Here is a 16,403-nt window from a genome sequence, read left to right on the forward strand (position 1 = left end):
GGCTCGGCACCGGCTGCCTCGCGCTATTTCACGACCTATACCCACCCGTTTATGGCTATTTTTCGATTTCTGACCTTAAGCTTTTTCCTCGCAGCCGGGGCTGTCTCGGCCCAGCAAACCCCCAATGAATGGGAGAAGCCCGAAGTGGTAGACCAGAACAAGGAGAAGGCGCACGCCAGCTTCATGGTATATGAGCGGCCCGCTGATGTGGCCGCCAACGACTACACCCGCTCGCCCTACTACCAGGCGCTCAATGGCACCTGGAAATTCAACTACGTGGCCCGGCCCGACCAGCGGCCCCTGGATTTCCAGCAGCCCGGCTTCAACGACGCGACCTGGAAATCCATTGCCGTGCCCTCCAGCTGGGAGTTGCAGGGTTTTGGCACGCCCATCTACACCAACATTACGTATCCGTTTCCGCGCACCCCCCCGTTCATCGACGGACGCGACAACCCAGTGGGCAGCTACCGGCGCAGCTTCACGGTGCCGGCTGGCTGGGCCGGGCGCGAGGTGCTGCTCAATTTTGGCTCCATTTCGGGCTACGCGGTAGTGTTTGTGAACGGCCAGCGCGTGGGCATGAGCAAGGTGGCCAAGTCGCCGGCCGAGTTCGACATCACGAAGTACCTGAAGCCGGGCGAAAACCTGCTGGCGGTGCAGGTGATGCGCTGGCACGATGGCAGCTACCTCGAAGACCAAGACTTCTGGCGGCTTTCGGGCCTCGACCGCGACGTGTACCTCTACAGCTTGCCCCAGCAAACCATCTGGGACTTCTTTGCCCACGCCGACCTGGACGAAACTTATAAAAACGGCCAGTTCAGCGCCGATGTGGCGCTGCGCAACTTCGCCGCGGCGGCCGGCACCCCGGCCCACCTGGCAGTGGAAATTTTGGACGCGAACGGCAAAACGGTGTTGCGCCAGCAGCAGCCCGTGCCGGCGCTGGCCGCTAGCGGCACGCAGACCGTGAAGCTGAGCGGCACCATCAAAAACGTGCGCCCATGGAGCGCCGAAATCCCCACGCTCTACCAGTGCCGCCTCACGCTGGAAGATGCCCAGGGCCGCGCCCTGGCCGTAACCGGCTGCAAGCTGGGCTTCCGCAAAGTCGAAATCAAAAACGCCCAGTTGCTGGTGAACGGCGTGCCGGTGGAAGTGCACGGCGTGAACCGCCACGAGCTGGAGCCCACCACTGGCCGCGTGGTGACCGCCGCCGGCATGCGCCGCGACCTGCAGCTGATGAAGCAGTTCAATATCAACGCGGTGCGCACCAGCCACTACCCCAACGACGAGCGCTGGTACCGCCTCTGCGACGAGCTGGGCTTCTACCTCGTGGACGAGGCCAACATTGAAAGCCACGGCATGGGCGCTGAGTTTCAGAGCTGGTTCGACAAGAGTAAGCACCCGGCCTACCTGCCCGCGTGGGCGCCCGCCCACCTCGACCGCATCGAGCGGCTGGTGGAGCGCGACAAAAACCACCCGTCGGTCATTATCTGGAGCATGGGCAACGAGTGCGGCAACGGCCCCGTGTTTCACGACGCCTACACTTGGATGAAGCGGCGCGACCCCAGCCGACCGGTGCAGTTTGAGCAAGCCGGCGAAGACATCGATACCGACATCGTATGCCCCATGTACCCCGGCATGGGCTCCATGCAGCGCTACGCTGCGGCCACCGACAAAAAGCGGCCCTTCATCATGTGCGAGTATTCGCACGCCATGGGCAATAGCAACGGCAACTTTCAGGAGTACTGGGACTTGATTCGGAGCAAGCCGCACCTGCAGGGCGGCTTCATCTGGGATTGGGTTGACCAGGGCCTGCAGGCCGACGACCACGGCCTGCCGTACTTTGCTTACGGCGGCGACCTGGGCGGCTACAACCGCCAAAACGATGAGAACTTCTGCGCCAACGGCCTCGTCGCGGCCGACCGCACCCCGCACCCCGGCCTGTACGAGGTGAAAAAGGTGTACCAGGACATTCGCTTCAGCGCAGCGCAGCCCGCCGCGGGGCGCCTCACGGTGCACAACGGCTTTTCCTTTCGCAATCTGGACAACTATGTCTTCCGCTGGGAGCTGTTGAAGAACGGCGCGGTGACGAAAACCGGCACCTTTGGCGTGAAGCTGGCGCCACGCCAGGAGCAGGAGGTGAAGCTGCCGCTGCCCGCGCTGGCGGCAGCGCCGGGCACGGAGTATGTACTTAACGTATTTGCCCGATCCAAAAGCGCCGCCCCGCTGGTGCCGGCCGGTCACGAAGTGGCCCGCGAGCAGTTTCGCCTCACGCCTGAGACCAGGTATTTCACGCGCCCAACCGTGGCGGCCAGCACCAGGCTGCAAATCAAGCGCGACGGCGACAAGCTGACCTTTGCGGCCGGCGAGGTGAGCGGCGAGTTCAACACCGCGCAGGGACGGCTGAGCAACTACCGGTTGGGCCAAAATCAGATTATCAACCAGTACCCCGAGCCGTATTTCTGGCGCGCGCCCACCGATAATGACTTCGGGAGCGGCATGCCCCTGAAGCTGAGCGTGTGGCGCACGGCCCACACGGCGCGCAAGGTGCAGCGCGTAACAGTAGGGGAGCAGTCGGCTGCCGGCCTGTCCATCAAGGTGGAATACCTGCTTACCGACATCGCCGTGCCCTATACCGTGGCCTACCTCATCGGGCCCGATGGGGCGGTGCAGGTGACGGCCTCCATGGACATGACGGGGCGCGAGCTGCCCGAACTGCTGCGCTTCGGCATGCGAATGGAGCTGGGTGGCCGCTACAATAACCTGGCTTACTACGGCCGCGGCCCCTGGGAAAACTACAACGACCGCAACACGGCCAGCTTCCTGGGCCTGTACCGCGACTCGGTGCGCAACCAGTTTGTCAACAACTACATTCGGCCCCAGGAGGGGGGCAACCACACCGAAACGCGCTGGCTCACGCTCACCAATGCTGCTGGCCTGGGCCTGCGGGTAGAAGGCACCCAGCCGCTCAGCTTCAGCGCCCTCGATGTGCGCACCGAAGAGCTGGACCCCGGCCTGAGCAAAAAGCAGCAGCACCTCAGCGACGTGAAGCGCCACGACCAGGTGTACCTGAGCGTGGACCTGAAGCAGCGCGGCGTGGGCGGCGACAACAGCTGGGGCGCCCTGCCCCACGACCAGTACCGCCTGCTCGATAAAACATACTCCTACAGCTACACCCTGCGGCTGGTGGATGAGAAAACGCCGCAGCCCTAAGGGCCGCTTAGGCAAATTTTCGGTTCTTTCGCTCGTTTTCGACACTACATTTTGCTACTACCAGCCATGCAGCACCCTTCTTCAGGCTCACGCCGCTACCTACTATTGGGATTACTGGTGCTGGGCAGCCTCTTAGGGCTGCCGCGGGCCAGCCGTGCTCAAACGGCCTTGGGGCTAGGCTGGGCCCGCAACAACGTCAACGGCGCCGTGTTCCGCAAGAATTCTGTGGTGACGCACAAGCGGGAGCAGTTCACCGCCTACTATGATTCGTTGGGCTACGTGGTGCTGGCCAAGCGTCACCTGCCGGCTGGGCCGTGGCAGGTGCAGCGCACGCAATACCAAGGCAATGTGAAGGACGCGCACAACGTCATCAGCCTGATGGTGGACGGCGCCGGCTACGTGCACCTGTCCTTCGACCACCACAACAACCCGCTGCACTACTGCCGCAGTAAAGTGCCCGGCTCCCTGGACATGGGCGAGCTGCAGCCCATGACCGGCCAGCAGGAACAGAAAGTGAGCTACCCGGAGTTTCACCGCTTCCCCAACGGCGACCTGCTGTTTATGTACCGCGACGGTGGCTCCGGCAACGGCAACCTCGTGCTGAACCGCTACCGCCCCAAAACCCGGCAATGGAGGCGCCTGCACGACGTGCTGATTGACGGCGAGGGCCAGCGCAATGCCTACTGGCAGGCCTGCATCGATGCCCGGGGCACCATTCACGTGTCATGGGTGTGGCGCGAGTCGCCGGATGTGGCCTCCAACCACGACATGGCCTATGCCCGCTCCCTGGACGGCGGCAAAACCTGGCAGAAGAGCACCGGCGAGCGTTACCAGGTGCCCATTACCGAGCGCACGGCCGAGTACGCCTGCCGCATCCCCCAGCGTAGCGAGCTGATAAACCAGACCTCCATCACGGCCGATGCCAGCGGCAACCCCTACATCGCCACGTATTGGCGGCCGGCGGGTATGCAGGTTCCGCAGTACCAGCTGGTGTACCTGGAAGCGAAGCAGTGGAAAACAGCGCAAGTAGGCCAGCGCACGACCCCGTTTAGCCTGAGCGGCGCCGGCACCAAGAAGATTCCGATGGCCCGCCCTCAGGTGCTGGTGGGGGAGAAGAAGGGGCACCGTAGGGTGTACGTCCTCTTCCGAGATGCCGAGCGCCAGGACCGGATATCGGTAGCCCAATGCGTCGACCTGACCAAGAACCAGTGGACCACCACCGACCTCACCACCATCTCCGTGGGCAGCTGGGAGCCGAGCTACGACACCGAGCGCTGGAAAAAACAAGGCGTGCTCAGCCTGTTCGTGCAGCGCACTGGTCAGGGCGACGGCGAGACCCTGGAGAAGCTGGCCCCCCAGCCGGTGTACATCCTGGAATGGAACCCCAACACCGTAGCCGCGCCGGTGGGCCGCGCCTCCGCGGCGCCCACGCATGCGGCCGATGGCTGGAAGCTGGTATGGGTCGACGAGTTCAACACCCCCGGACCGCACGACCCCCGAAGATTAAAGTTTGAAAACGGATTTGTGCGCAACCACGAGCTGCAATGGTACCTACCCGATAGTGCCCGCTGAGAAGCGGCCTGCTGGTCATTGAAGCCCGGCACGAGCCGCGCCCCAACCCCGGCTTGTGGCCCGCTTTCTGGACCCTGGATGTGAGCCAGCCCTGACCCTCCAATGGCGAAATCGATATAATGGAGTACTACCAGGGGAAGATCTTCGCTAACGTCGCCTCGGGCACCAGCCAGCATTATAATGCCCGGTGGCACAGCCAGACCAAACCCGTGACCAGCTTTGCCGACCCCGAATGGGCCCACCAATTTCACGTCTGGCGCATGGACTGGGACGCGCAAGCCATCCGCCTTTACGTCGATGACGAACTGCTAAACGAAACGCCCCTCACCGAAACTATTAACGAGGACGGCTCCGGGTTCAACCCCATGACGCAGCCCCATTACGTGCTGCTAAACCTGGCCCTGGGCGGTGACAACGGCGGCCCGCTTAACAACACGGCCTTTCCCAACCGCTTTGAAGCGGACTACGTGCGGGTGTACCAGCGCTAGCCCAGGGCGCGGGGAAGTAACGTGCCGCCCAGGGCCAGCGGGCGACGGCACAGCGGCAAGGGCAAACGCCGCATCATACACAAATACTGGCGAGTAGAGCAGGGTAGTTGGAAATTCGACACGCCCCAGGGCGGCCAGCTGCTGCTCCTCGGGCAAAGGGTTGAATTGGTAGAACGTCACCGGGCCAAGGTACTGTCCGGCGCCGGTACCTTTGGCCGCGCCTTTCCTTTTTCTTCCCATGCCCGATACCGACCCTGCCGCCGCCAGCCCGTTTGACAAAGCCCGCACGGGGCTGTGGGCCAGCCGGGCTCCTTGCCCAGGTCGGAGAGCAGGTGGCGGTACTGCACCTCCAGCGGGTCGCCTTCGAGGGGACGCAGGCTAGCCCAGTCTTTTCCGGCGGGCACGGCCGGGGCGTTGGGGGCGCCGGCCTGCTCGTCGGCCATTTTCAGGAACAGCAGGTAGGTGATTTGCTCGACGTAGTCGCCGTAGCCCACGCCGTCGTCGCGGAGCACGGTGGCGTAGCCCCAGACGCGCTGGACGAGGGATTGGGCGGTGGCATTCAAGGTGGGTTGACGCATGGGAGTAGGTAGCGAAGAGGGTAGTCCCGTATCAGGTACAAATAAGGCCTCTCATGATACCGTGGGAGGTTTTTTTGATTTTTTTAGGTACGGTATAGGGTGCAAAGAGAATTTTTTGAACGATGAAAGCTTTGCCCCGCGGTTCCCTGCAAGAAGCTCTTTATGGAATCTATCCACCGGCTCAAGTAAATCTCAAATAATTCCTCGCCGCCCGCGCCTACTGCAGGCCGAGGTAGACGCGAAACGTGGCCCCTTCGCCCACGCGGCTGTCCGCTTCGATGCGGCCGCCGGTGGCCTGCACCAAGCGGTTGACGAGGTAGAGGCCCACGCCGGTGCCCTCGGGGTGGGTGTGAAAGCGCCGGAAGAGCTGAAACAGGTCGGGGCCGTGGGCCGCGGCGTCGAAGCCCAGGCCGTTGTCTTTCACCCACAGCACCGGCTGACCGGCGTCGAGCCAGAGCGAGACGTGGACCCGGCCTGGCCGGGCCGGGTCGGCGTACTTAAACGCGTTGCTGAGCAGGTTGAGCACGATGGTGCGCAGGCCGGCGCGCGGGTACGAGACCACGGGCCGCGCCGCGAAGTCGACCGTGACGCGGGCGCGCGCGGCCCGAACCTGGGGTTCGAGCACCTGCAGCACGTCGGCGACCAGTTCCTCCAGATTCAGGGCCTCGGGCGGGTCCAGCGCGGCTTGTTGCATCTGCCCCAGCGCCGACAGGTCGTCGCGGGTGGCGGTGAGCTGGCGCATGGTTTGCTCGATCAGGGGCACCAGCACGCCTTCTTCGGCCGGGTCGGTGAAGGTGACGCCGCGGCGCAGCTCGCCGATGAGGCCGGCCAGGTTGAGCACGGGCAGCTTGAGGTCGTGGCTGGCGGCGTACACAAAGCTGTCGAGGTCGGCGTTGGTGCGCGTCAGCTGGGTGTTGCTCTCGCACAGGGCCGCGTTGACCAGCTCCGTGTCGACGTGGGCGACCCGCAGGGTGGCGTAGGCGGCGGCCAGCTCCTGGCCGAGTTTTTCGAGCACCTGCCGGGCCCGCACCTGCTCGCTCACGTCGGTGGCCACCACCGTGATGCCCGTGATGCGGCCGTCGGCGTCGGGCAGGGGCTGGTAGACGAAGTTCCAGTACACGGTGTCGCGCTGCCCGGCCCGGTCGAGCGTGGAGGGCAGTTCCGTGGCCACGTACGGGACGCCCGTGGCCAGCACGCCAGCGAGCAACTCCTCGAAGCCCTGGCCGGCCGCCTCCGGCAGGGCCTCAAAGAGCGGCTGGCCGAGCATCTGCTCGGCCGTGCGGCCCCAAATGGCGCACACGGCGGGGTTGGCCAGCTCGATGACGTGGCGCGGGCCCCGGAAGATGGCCACGGCCACCTGCTCGCGCACCCGCACCTGCTCGCTCACGTCGAAGGCGCACACGGCCACGCCCACCACGGCGCCATTTTCCCGGAAGGCCTGGTAGGTGAAATCGAAGAACCGCGTGCGCGGGCCGTTGGGGCCTTCGTCCACCAGGGGCATTTCCTGGCCGTGGTAGGGCAGGCCGGTGGCGTAGACCCGGTGCAGCAGGGCAAGGAAGCCCTGCGCTTCGGCTTCGGGCAGGGCCTCGGCTAGCGGCCGGCCGCGCAGCACCCGGCCCGGGTAGAGGGCCTGGTAGCTATCGTTGACGTACTCCAGCCGCAGCTCGGGGCCGCGCAACAGGCTCACGGCGGCGGGCGTCTGGTCGAAGACGGCCGCGATGGTCGCGCGCTGCTGCTCGGCCGCGCGCAGGGCGGCCTGCAGCTGGCCGGTGCGCTCCCGCACCCGGGTTTCCAGCTGCCGGTTGAGCTGGCGCAGGGCCTGCTGGCTCAGGTGCAGCTCGGCGGCGTGGGCGCGGATGTCGGCGTTGGCGGCTTTCAACGCCGCGTTGGCCCGGGCCAGGTGCTGGTTGCTGTCCGTGAGCTGGCCGATGGTGGCGTCCAACTCCGCGTTGGTGACGGCCAGTTCCTCGTTGGTCACGGACAACTCCTCGTTGCTGGTGGCCAGCGCCGCGTTGGCCACGGCCAGCTGCTGGGCAGTCGCGGCGGGCCGGTCGCCGCGCGCTTCGGCCTGCCGGCGGGCCCGCACGTGGGCGCTCACGTTGTAGGCAAACAGCAGCAGGCCCGTGACCTCCCCCGTCCGGGGGTCGCGCTGCGGTTGCGCGATGAAGGTAAAGTGGACCGGCCCGCGCGGGTCGGGGCGGGTGGCGTCGCGGAATTCGACCTCCCCGGGGCCGTGGCAGACGGTGCCGGAGGCGTACACCCCGTCGAGCAACTCGAAAAACGGCTGGCTCTGCAACTCCGGCAGCGCCTCGCGCAGGGGCAGGCCCGCCAGCGTCCGGTCGCCAAACAGCTGCCGAAACAGGGGGTTGCTCACCGTGACGACGTGCCTCGGCCCGGAGAGGCCGGCCAGACAGGCCGGCGCGGCCTGCACCAGCGCGTGGAGCCGCTGGCGGTGCGCCGGTGCCTCGGGGGCCGGCCCGGACAGGCCGGGTAAGGAGGGGTCGGGCATCGGCACGGCGTCAAGCACTAAAGGGCAATCAAGCAGGATTTTCAGGAAGGTACGGGTTTGGCCAGCGGAAAGCGCTTGATCGAGGCGGCCAAGCGCACTGGATGCCGCGGCTGGCGACCGGTGTTACAGGCGTCGCACTTGCTCGTATTGCTTCGACTCCATGGGCGCAAGCACCCGGTCAAGGGTTAGGTTGCCGCGCACGAACGGGTCGAGCAGGAACCGTTCGTAAGGGTTGGGCGCCCGCGCGGTGCCGCCGACCACGCTCAGGCCGCGGGTGAGCAGTGCCGGCTGGTCCGTGGCGGTGCCCACCTCGGCGGGTTGTTGGCTTAGCCAACGGGACGGGCGCGCGCATGCCCGAAAGGATGCGGCACCGAAGCAGGCGCCCAGCTCCACCCCGGCCTTTGGCGGGCCCGAAACGGCCTCCGCCGGCCGCCTCGTTAGTCGGCCGGATGCGGCAGCTTCTTTTTCTGGAACTGCAAGTCCCCGCTGAGGGCTTCCTGCTGCAGGATGGAGCGGTGGACGAGGCGGGCCTGCTGGCCGCTTTCGGCGGCTTTGCGCAAAAAGAGCGCGGCCACGTCCGGTTGCTCGGCGTCGGCAAAGTGCTGGCCCAGGTTCTGGAGCAGCATGCTGGCTTCTTCCAGCCCGCGCATGGACTGGTAGAGCATGCTCTCCACCGACTCGGTGACCTCGCTTAGCAGGGCGCTTACGGTGTAGGCGTGGCCGGTGTGGCAGCGGTAGCGGATGAGCTGGCCCTCGATGAGCTGGGTGAGGGCGCCGTGGCAGTCGGGGCAGGTGAAGGGCGTGAGCTTGCCTTTGTCGATGATGCCCAGTTCGAATCCTCCCCCCTGCTTGGCAATGGTCAGCTCGATTTGGAGCAGGTCGAGTTCGGCGGCGGGCAGGGGCGAGCCGGCGGATAAAGGTGGCAACAAACCCAGCCTACAGCAAATAAAGATTATAGAATTCATGACTTCTATTCAATTGAAACGATTGCATAAATTATTGATTTATCGACCAATAGCGAATGAATTTCAGGCTTTTCAGTGCGCCTTTCAGTGTAATTAAAATAAATAAATATACAAGGAGACCTCAGAGGCGGCAAGAGGCTCCCGTACCTTTATGGTCTGCACCGCGAGGGGATGTGTCTGCAGGCCCTACTTTTTCGGTCACCTGTTTTCCCGACACCCGGTAGGGGCCCGTATATGCCCAAAGCCTTTATTTTGCTGGTGCTCTTACTGGCTGGACCCTCGTGGAGCCATGGACAGTCGGTTGGCGCAACCGATACGCTCACCGTTTACCTATTTCCGGGCTTGGGGCTGGATGGCCGACTTTTTCAGCACCTGTCCCTGCCGTACCGGGTTAAGACCATCAACTGGGTGCCGGTAGAGAAAAAGGAAACCCTGCCGCACTATGCGTTGCGGCTGGCCGGCCAGCTGGACACCACCACGGCCTACGCTCTGGTGGGCGTATCGTTTGGGGGGATGTGTGCCAGCGAGATTGCCAAAGTCTATCGGCCCGCGCATACGGTTCTCATCTCATCGGCCGCCAGCCGTCAGGAAATTCCGCTAAGCATTAAGCAATTGAAGTTGCTGCCCTTGCACCGGCTGTTTGGCGATGCCGGGTGTCGATGGTACGCACACGCCGCCCGGCGGACCTTCGGAATTCGCACCCCTGCGGAGGCCCAGCTCTTCGACGCAATGCTCCAAACAATGCCGGCCCACTACTTTTCGCGGGCTCTTGACTGCATCCTGACCTGGGAAAGCGTTTCTCCTCCGCCCTCGCCCGTCCGCCTGCACGGCGACCGCGACCGGATCCTGCCGGGGTCGAAAAGCCCAGAAGTGGTGAGGATTGCACAGGGAACCCACCTGATGGTACTCACGCAGCCCGAGAGCCTCCGGGCCGCGCTGCTCCAAACCTTGGCTGGTAAGCCCCTTAGTCGAAAGCCTACCCCGCTTGGTGGAAATGGTGCAGTGAATGAGTCAGGGCCCAAGCAAAAGGATGGTCTTGGGGCCGTCAGTCCTAGCGGTCGTACGCGCACGAGGTAGCGGAAACCCGGTGCAGCGCGTTACCGATATTATAATTGGGTAAAACCATAAAGAATATCACCGACCTGCCAGGGAGGAGACCCCGCCCGCATCAATTTACTTGTTGCCAAAACGGGCTCCTGCGCGTGGAGCAAGGCTTCAAGGTTAGGCAATCAGGGCGCCGGGGCGTACAACGCAACAACGCCCCCACCGGCAAAGATAGCGGCGGGGGCGTCCGGGGTGGGCTCCGGGCCCGGGGGTATTACTTCAGGGGCTCGGGCTTGATGCTGGGCTTGATGCCGGCGGCCTGTTCGAAGGCGTCGGCAAGGATGGCCATGACCGCTTCCTGGTCGCCGGGGCGGCAGACGATGGAGTCGTGGATGGAAGCGCACCAGATTTTCTTCGTCTGGAGGGCCGTGGTCACCACGTCGATGACCAGGTTGGCTTCGATGCGCTGCATCTCGATGGCCAGGTTGTGGTAGGCCTCGCGCTTGTTGTAGGCGATGAGCTCGTAGACGTTGGGGAAGTGCTTCATGAACCACTGGCCGAGCTGGCTGCCCGCGGTGTGCTCCATTTTGCAGAAGAAGACCGAGCCGAAGAACCTGGACTTGAACTCGCGGCGCTCGCGGGAGCTGGCGGCGCGGAGCCCGTGGACCCGGGCGACCAGCTCGTAGAACGTGCCGCTGGCCGTCAAGCGCATGTAGCGGCGCACGTCCTTGGGCCGCTGCTGGCCCTCGTAGCGGTGGTTGAGCAGCACGTTGAGGAGGAAGGGCTGGGAGTTGCGGATGTCTAGGTTGACCAGCACCTCGTCCTCGTGCTTGACGTGGTAGAGGAAGGGGCGGAGGTGGGTGGCCAAGTTGGTGAGGAAGGTGTAGACCCGGGCTAGGTGGGGCTGGCGGGTGGGGTCCTTGTAGTAGACGATGCGAAACTTCTTGACCATCTCGCCGTCCACTTCTTTGAAGTACTCCTCCCGCCGGCCAATTTTGCGGTGCACCTTGGGGCGCTGGGTGAGCCCGGTGTCGAGCCGGCGGAGCATGTCGACAGCGATGGTGTTGGCCACGAGGGCGTCGCGCACGCTCTGCTGCATGACCAGGTAGTAGGTGCTTTCGAACTCGCCGCGTTTGTGGGCGTCTCGCACGCGCTTGGCGACCTCCTTGCGCTCGGGCAGCATGATGAGCGGGCTCTCGGCCGCGGCTTCGTCCAGGAGATCGGCGTAGGCCTTCAGCGGGCAGTGGCTGACCGAGAGGGTGAACTTGTGCTCGAAGAGGAACTCGCCGGTGGCCGCGGCGATGGCGTCGAGGTGGGCGTGGGCCGCCTCGTGGCGAATGCGCAGGTGCTTCATGTCTTTGTGGATGCGGTTGAGGAAACGCTCCTTGCGGAGGCCCTTGAGGTCGAGGGCGGCCCAGGCGTCGAGCCGCTTGGCCAGGACCTCGGGCTTGAAGGGGGACAGGGCGACGGCCTTGCTAACGTAGTCCGGGGCGATGCGGTAGCCGTAGCTCTTGCCGGTGCGGTGGTCAGCGGTGCCATCGCACTCGATGACGCCGGTGCTGGTCAGATTGTGGAGCATGTCCTTGACGTAGCGGGAGCCGTACTTCTGCTTCAGGACGCACTGGTTGACGGGCACGAAGTCGCCGGGCTTCAGGTGGCGGTTGAAGCACGGGGCGGTGACCAGGTAGCTGAGGAAGTCGGCGTACTTGTCCTGGTGGTGGTGGATGCTGTGCTCGTCGAAGCCGAAGGCGCAGAGCATGCTGGGGATGTCGGCGAGCTTGCCGGGGACGTTGAAGACGCGGTTGGTAACGTAGGTGGCGGCCACGGGGGGCGGGGTTTAGTGTTGGCGGGAAGGGTGACTCCGGTGTTCCACGACCGGCGGGCTAGTTGGGCGGGATGGAGCGCCGGGGAAGGCCTAAACCAAACCTCCCCCAGCCCCGGCCGCTCTGGATGAGTGCGGCTCCTCGGAAGACCAGGTCCGGCCTTCTGGGGGTAAATACGCCGACCGTGGTGCCGTTTTCCGGTCGAGCTTAAAAAATTCGTAAAACAGAGTTGCCTCGGGCGCGCGGGCGCGCGGTAGTTCTGGAAGCCATCTCATGTCCGTTGTGCCGGGGGCACCCCACCAGGCCCCCGCTCCCGGTTTCCCCGCCACCAGGCTCCGTCCCGGGCTCCCCGCCAGGTATCCTCCCCCGGCTACCCGGTCCAGGGCTCCCCGCGTCTCCTCCCCCTTACTCGGGTACAGTTGGCGAAATAATCTCGATGTGGGTTTCAGAGTCAAGGGTTTATGAGATGGGTAGGCCCGGAAAAAAGTGTAAAAGCCGGGGGTGGTTACTTGGTCTTGGTGGGCTTCTGGTAGATGGGGAAGCCCTCCTTGATGCGGGCCAGGGTGTAGCCCCCGAGCGTCTTCTTGACCTTGCCGTCCTAGTGGTCGAGCTGGGCCTGGTGAAGGATGCGGTTGAGCTGCTTGAACTGCTCCTCGCTGCGCACGGCCTTGACCTTCTCGCGGGCCTGGTGCTCGGTGAGCTTGAAGTCTGTGCGCATGCGGTCGTAGGCTCGGGCCCAGCCGTCCATGCCGCGGGCCATGTAGAAGTTTCGTAACTCCGCGATTTGCGCCAGGGTGAGCGCCTTCCTCATCGGGACCAACTCCAACCGCAGGTTGCCGCGGGCGTTGGGGTTGGACGGAATGGTGAACTGGCTGAAGCGGCAGTGCATTTCGACAACACTTCCCTGGTCGACGCTGGCGGCTTCGTTGTAAAAGTTGGCCAGCGGAAAGAAGACCGTAGCCTCGGGGCGAAACCCCCGAAGCATGACCTGCAGCACTTGTGTTGCGCTGGGGCTTGCCTTTCGCCGCTCGGACGTGGCAGTCTACCACTATACTCACCTGTTATCTTGAACCCAGAAATTATTGAAAAATCTTGGGGCACCCACTACAAATTGTGGCCCCCCAGGCGGGGCGGGACAGGAAGGGGATACCCAGGGGAGGGCGAGGGTATCCCAGCCCAACGGTTTTTAGGTTGCTTGTCCAGCCTCGGGCACCTGTTTGTCGTTCAAATCACTCCACGCAGGATTTTTAACCGGTGACGACTTGCTAGAACGGTACCATAAAGCGGCCAAACCCGCGATAAAAACCGGTTATCCCAGGTTAGGGAACTGTTAAGTTTTGTACTTGCTGGGTAATAACAGGGCTGACCAGTAGCGGGAGCCGACGATGACTCCGTTAACCTCGACCACAAGTGGTAGGTGGGAACACCCTTTGTCGCTGGCGAGTAGCGGGCACGCACCACGAAGATTAGCTGGCATTGCTGGGGCGGCCCGTGGTGCGGCGCCCGTATCTGCGTCGCCCGTTGGGTTGAATTTGCAGTTCCAAGGCAGCCAGCACGTGGCCCCGTTTGACGCGTACCTCGCGACCTACTTTAAAGCCCTGAAGCTTCTTAGTCCTGACCCACTGGTAGACCGTCTCGGGGCATAGCCCTAGAAGCTGAGCGGCCTGATTCACGGTTAAAACCTGGTCGTTCCGGTCGGCTTCCACGGCGGCAGCCTTCTCTGCCAGCAGCAACTCGTACTCTTCGCGGACCGCTCGGCGGGCATACCGGTCCAGTTCCTCGAGTAGCGGAGCGATAAGGGTCGGCCACATGGTGAACCCATAGAATGGTTGCTCACCAGCTTTTTTTGCGAAGGTTGAAGGCGTGGTTCCTGCGGGTAGAGGACTCGTCATGTTTCTCATGCCTCCTTTACGACAACCCCAAGGGGCCCGTTACCGTAGTATTTCTCCTTTTTTACAAAAAGCTTAATGACAGCTAGTTGAATTGGCGCAAGGTTGCCGTGCTTCCTTAACTCCCGCCCGGCGTTTGTCGGGCGAAGGCGAATGATAACGTCGCCACGAATAGGCAAAAGCTCTACTCGTGGCGACGTTGCAGAAACGGTGCTACTCCGCTATCTCCAGCTCCTCGGCGATGCTGGCGAACTGCGTCAGCGCGGCTTGCAGGTTCTCGGTGATTTCCAGGGCCAGCACGTCGGGGGCGGGCAGGGTGGCGCTGTCTTCCAGGGCGTCGTCCTTGAGCCAGAAGATGTCGAGGTTCACCTTGTCGCGGGCCAGGAGCTGGGCCAGCTCGTAGCGGTGGAACTGCTCGGTCTCCTGGCGCTGGGCCCGCTGGCCGGGCTTGCCGTAGCAGGCGATGAAGTCCTGCAGGTGGGCCAGGGTGAGCGGGTTGCCCTTGGGGGTGAAGTGCTGGTTGGTGCGCAGGTCGTACACCCACAGGTCTTTGGTCTGGGCCTGCTCGGCGGCGGCGCGCTTCTCGAAGAAAATCACGTTGGCCTTCACGCCCTGGGCATAGAAGATGCCGGTGGGCAGGCGCAGCAGGGTGTGCACGTTGCAGTCCTGCAGCAGCTTGCGGCGGATGGTTTCGCCGGCCCCGCCCTCGAAGAGCACGTTGTCGGGCAGCACCACGGCGGCCGTGCCGCCCACCTTGAGGATGGTGTAGATGTGCTGGACGAAATTGAGCTGCTTGTTGCTGGTGGTGGCCACGAAGTCGGTGCGCTCGTAGCTGAGCGTGTCCTTGCTGGTCTGGCCTTCCTCGCTCATCACCGTGATGCTGCTCTTCTTGCCGAAGGGCGGGTTGGCCAGGATAAAGTCGTAGCGCTCGCCGGGGTCGGAGAGGAGGGAGTCGCGGTTTTGCACCGGGCTTTCGGTTGAGCCCACGCCGTGCAGGTAGAGGTTCATGGCCGCCAGGCGCACCACCGAGTCCACGATGTCGGTGCCGTGGAAGGTGTGGTCGCGCAGGAACTTGAGCTGCTCGCGGTCCATGTCCTTGCCGTAGGTGTCGACGAGGTAATCGCGGGCCACCAGCAGGAAGCCCGCCGTGCCGCAGGCCGGGTCGCAGATGGTCTGGCCGGGGGTGGGGGCCACGGCTTCCACAATGGCCTGGATGAGCGGGCGCGGGGTGAAGTACTGGCCGGCGCCGCCTTTTACGTCCTCGGCGTTTTTCTGCAGCAGGCCTTCGTAAATCTCGCCCTTGACGTCGAAGCCCAGGCCCGACCAGTTTTCGCGGTCAATCAGGGCCAGCAGGTGCTTGAGCCGGGCCGGGTTCTGAATCTTGTTCTGGGCCTTCTTGAAGATGACGCCCAGCATGCCGGGCTCCTTGCCCAGGTCGGAGAGCAGGTGGCGGTACTGCACCTCCAGCGCGTCGCCTTCGAGGGCGCGCAGGCTGGCCCAGTCTTTTCCTTCGGGCACGGCGGGGGCGTTGGGCGCGCCGGCCTGCTCGTCGGCCATTTTCAGGAACAACAGGTAGGTAATCTGCTCGACGTAGTCGCCGTAGCCCACGCCGTCGTCGCGGAGCACGGTAGCGTAGCCCCAGACGCGCTGGACGAGGGATTGAGCAGTAGCATTCAAGGTGGGTTGACGCATGGAAGTAGGAAGCAAAGAGGGGAGGCCCCGCACGGGGACCCTTGATAAGGGGCTGCCGCTACGGGCAGGGGACGGTTTCGTTGGAGAGGTACTCGCTCTTCTTGGCGCCGGCGTAGGCGTACGAGAAGGGCTTGTCGGTGCGGGTCATGCGGGCGCAACTATAGAGGCCGATGCCGCGGCTGATGCGCGAGGTGCTGGTTTTATCGAGCGAAGCGCCGGTGAAATTGGCCATGTAGCCGCTTTGCCGGTGCGTGTTCTTCAAAATCACCACGTAGCGGCCGTTCACCTTCACCTTGAGGATTTGCAGGTAGGGGTTGGTTGTGGCCGCGGCGCTATACGTTAGCCCCACCTCGCGCATGGCCTGGTTGAATTGGCACACGTAGGGCTGCTCGCTGGTGTCGTCGTTCAGCAGCTTGAATACCGACAGTAGCGCTTCCGCATCGGCTTTCTGCGCCGCATTTTCGGGGTCTTCGATGAACGACTCGACATCGTGCTTGTACCGGTCCGCGTCGTCGCTAAACAGGGCCTCCACGAAATGGGAGCGCAGCGAGGAGTAGCTCTGGCAGAAGCCGCGAAACGGAGCCAGCAGTAAGGTCAGGACCAGTAGGATTGAAAGACGCATGGGGTAGGGCAGGG

At 63.8% G+C, this 16,403-nt stretch carries 13 protein-coding genes; 4 read left to right on the forward strand and 9 right to left on the reverse strand.

What is annotated here, in order from left to right:
- Positions 1 to 51: 51 nt before the first annotated feature.
- From lacZ to AUC43_RS21850, 3 genes are all read left to right on the forward strand, one after another.
- A complete protein-coding gene (lacZ, locus tag AUC43_RS09505) occupies positions 52 to 3,207 on the forward strand; it encodes a beta-galactosidase, LacZ type (RefSeq protein ID WP_068192329.1) in 3,156 nt (1,051 codons plus the stop codon).
- A gap of 66 nt (positions 3,208 to 3,273) precedes the next feature.
- Positions 3,274 to 4,779 (forward strand): BNR repeat-containing protein, encoded by a 1,506-nt coding sequence (locus AUC43_RS21845; RefSeq protein ID WP_335340916.1) that lies wholly within the window; start codon positions 3,274 to 3,276, stop codon positions 4,777 to 4,779.
- Between the two features lie 119 nt (positions 4,780 to 4,898).
- Positions 4,899 to 5,267, forward strand: coding sequence for a glycoside hydrolase family 16 protein (locus tag AUC43_RS21850; RefSeq protein ID WP_068192332.1), 369 nt, complete (start codon positions 4,899 to 4,901; stop codon positions 5,265 to 5,267).
- A gap of 176 nt (positions 5,268 to 5,443) precedes the next feature.
- Here the strand turns inward: AUC43_RS21850 and AUC43_RS21560 are convergent, their stop codons facing one another.
- From AUC43_RS21560 to AUC43_RS09535, 4 genes are all read right to left on the reverse strand, one after another.
- Entirely contained in the window at positions 5,444 to 5,845 is a 402-nt protein-coding gene (locus AUC43_RS21560; protein ID WP_082685011.1) for a type I restriction-modification system subunit M N-terminal domain-containing protein, read from the reverse strand.
- Between the two features lie 217 nt (positions 5,846 to 6,062).
- Positions 6,063 to 8,354, reverse strand: a complete 2,292-nt coding sequence (locus AUC43_RS09525; RefSeq protein ID WP_068192339.1) for a PAS domain-containing protein — start codon at positions 8,352 to 8,354, stop codon at positions 6,063 to 6,065.
- A 123-nt stretch (positions 8,355 to 8,477) separates the two neighbouring features.
- Entirely contained in the window at positions 8,478 to 8,663 is a 186-nt protein-coding gene (locus AUC43_RS09530; protein ID WP_068192342.1) for a hypothetical protein, read from the reverse strand.
- 128 nt (positions 8,664 to 8,791) lie between these two features.
- Positions 8,792 to 9,283, reverse strand: a complete 492-nt coding sequence (locus tag AUC43_RS09535; protein WP_068192346.1) for a hypothetical protein — start codon at positions 9,281 to 9,283, stop codon at positions 8,792 to 8,794.
- A 270-nt stretch (positions 9,284 to 9,553) separates the two neighbouring features.
- Between AUC43_RS09535 and AUC43_RS09540 the strand changes: the two genes are divergently transcribed.
- Positions 9,554 to 10,396 carry an alpha/beta fold hydrolase gene (locus AUC43_RS09540; protein WP_068192349.1) on the forward strand — a complete coding sequence of 281 codons (843 nt, stop codon included), beginning with the start codon at positions 9,554 to 9,556 and terminating at the stop codon, positions 10,394 to 10,396.
- 241 nt (positions 10,397 to 10,637) lie between these two features.
- Here the strand turns inward: AUC43_RS09540 and AUC43_RS09545 are convergent, their stop codons facing one another.
- The 5 genes from AUC43_RS09545 to AUC43_RS09565 form a co-directional block, all read right to left on the reverse strand.
- Positions 10,638 to 12,188, reverse strand: a complete 1,551-nt coding sequence (locus AUC43_RS09545; RefSeq protein WP_068192352.1) for a hypothetical protein — start codon at positions 12,186 to 12,188, stop codon at positions 10,638 to 10,640.
- A gap of 596 nt (positions 12,189 to 12,784) precedes the next feature.
- On the reverse strand, positions 12,785 to 13,171 hold the full coding sequence (locus AUC43_RS09550; RefSeq protein ID WP_068192354.1) for a hypothetical protein: 387 nt from the start codon (positions 13,169 to 13,171) through the stop codon (positions 12,785 to 12,787).
- 481 nt (positions 13,172 to 13,652) lie between these two features.
- A complete protein-coding gene (locus tag AUC43_RS09555) occupies positions 13,653 to 13,997 on the reverse strand; it encodes a helix-turn-helix domain-containing protein (protein WP_157781016.1) in 345 nt (114 codons plus the stop codon).
- A gap of 291 nt (positions 13,998 to 14,288) precedes the next feature.
- Complete coding sequence (locus AUC43_RS09560) at positions 14,289 to 15,767, reverse strand: class I SAM-dependent DNA methyltransferase (protein ID WP_068192359.1); 1,479 nt, start codon at positions 15,765 to 15,767, stop codon at positions 14,289 to 14,291.
- Between the two features lie 58 nt (positions 15,768 to 15,825).
- Positions 15,826 to 16,389: a hypothetical protein gene (locus AUC43_RS09565; RefSeq protein ID WP_068192363.1), complete on the reverse strand. Its 564-nt coding sequence runs from the start codon at positions 16,387 to 16,389 to the stop codon at positions 15,826 to 15,828.
- Positions 16,390 to 16,403 lie beyond the last annotated feature (14 nt).

The sequence above is a fragment of the Hymenobacter sedentarius genome (assembly GCF_001507645.1).
GTDB classification, from domain to species: Bacteria; Bacteroidota; Bacteroidia; order Cytophagales; family Hymenobacteraceae; genus Hymenobacter; species Hymenobacter sedentarius.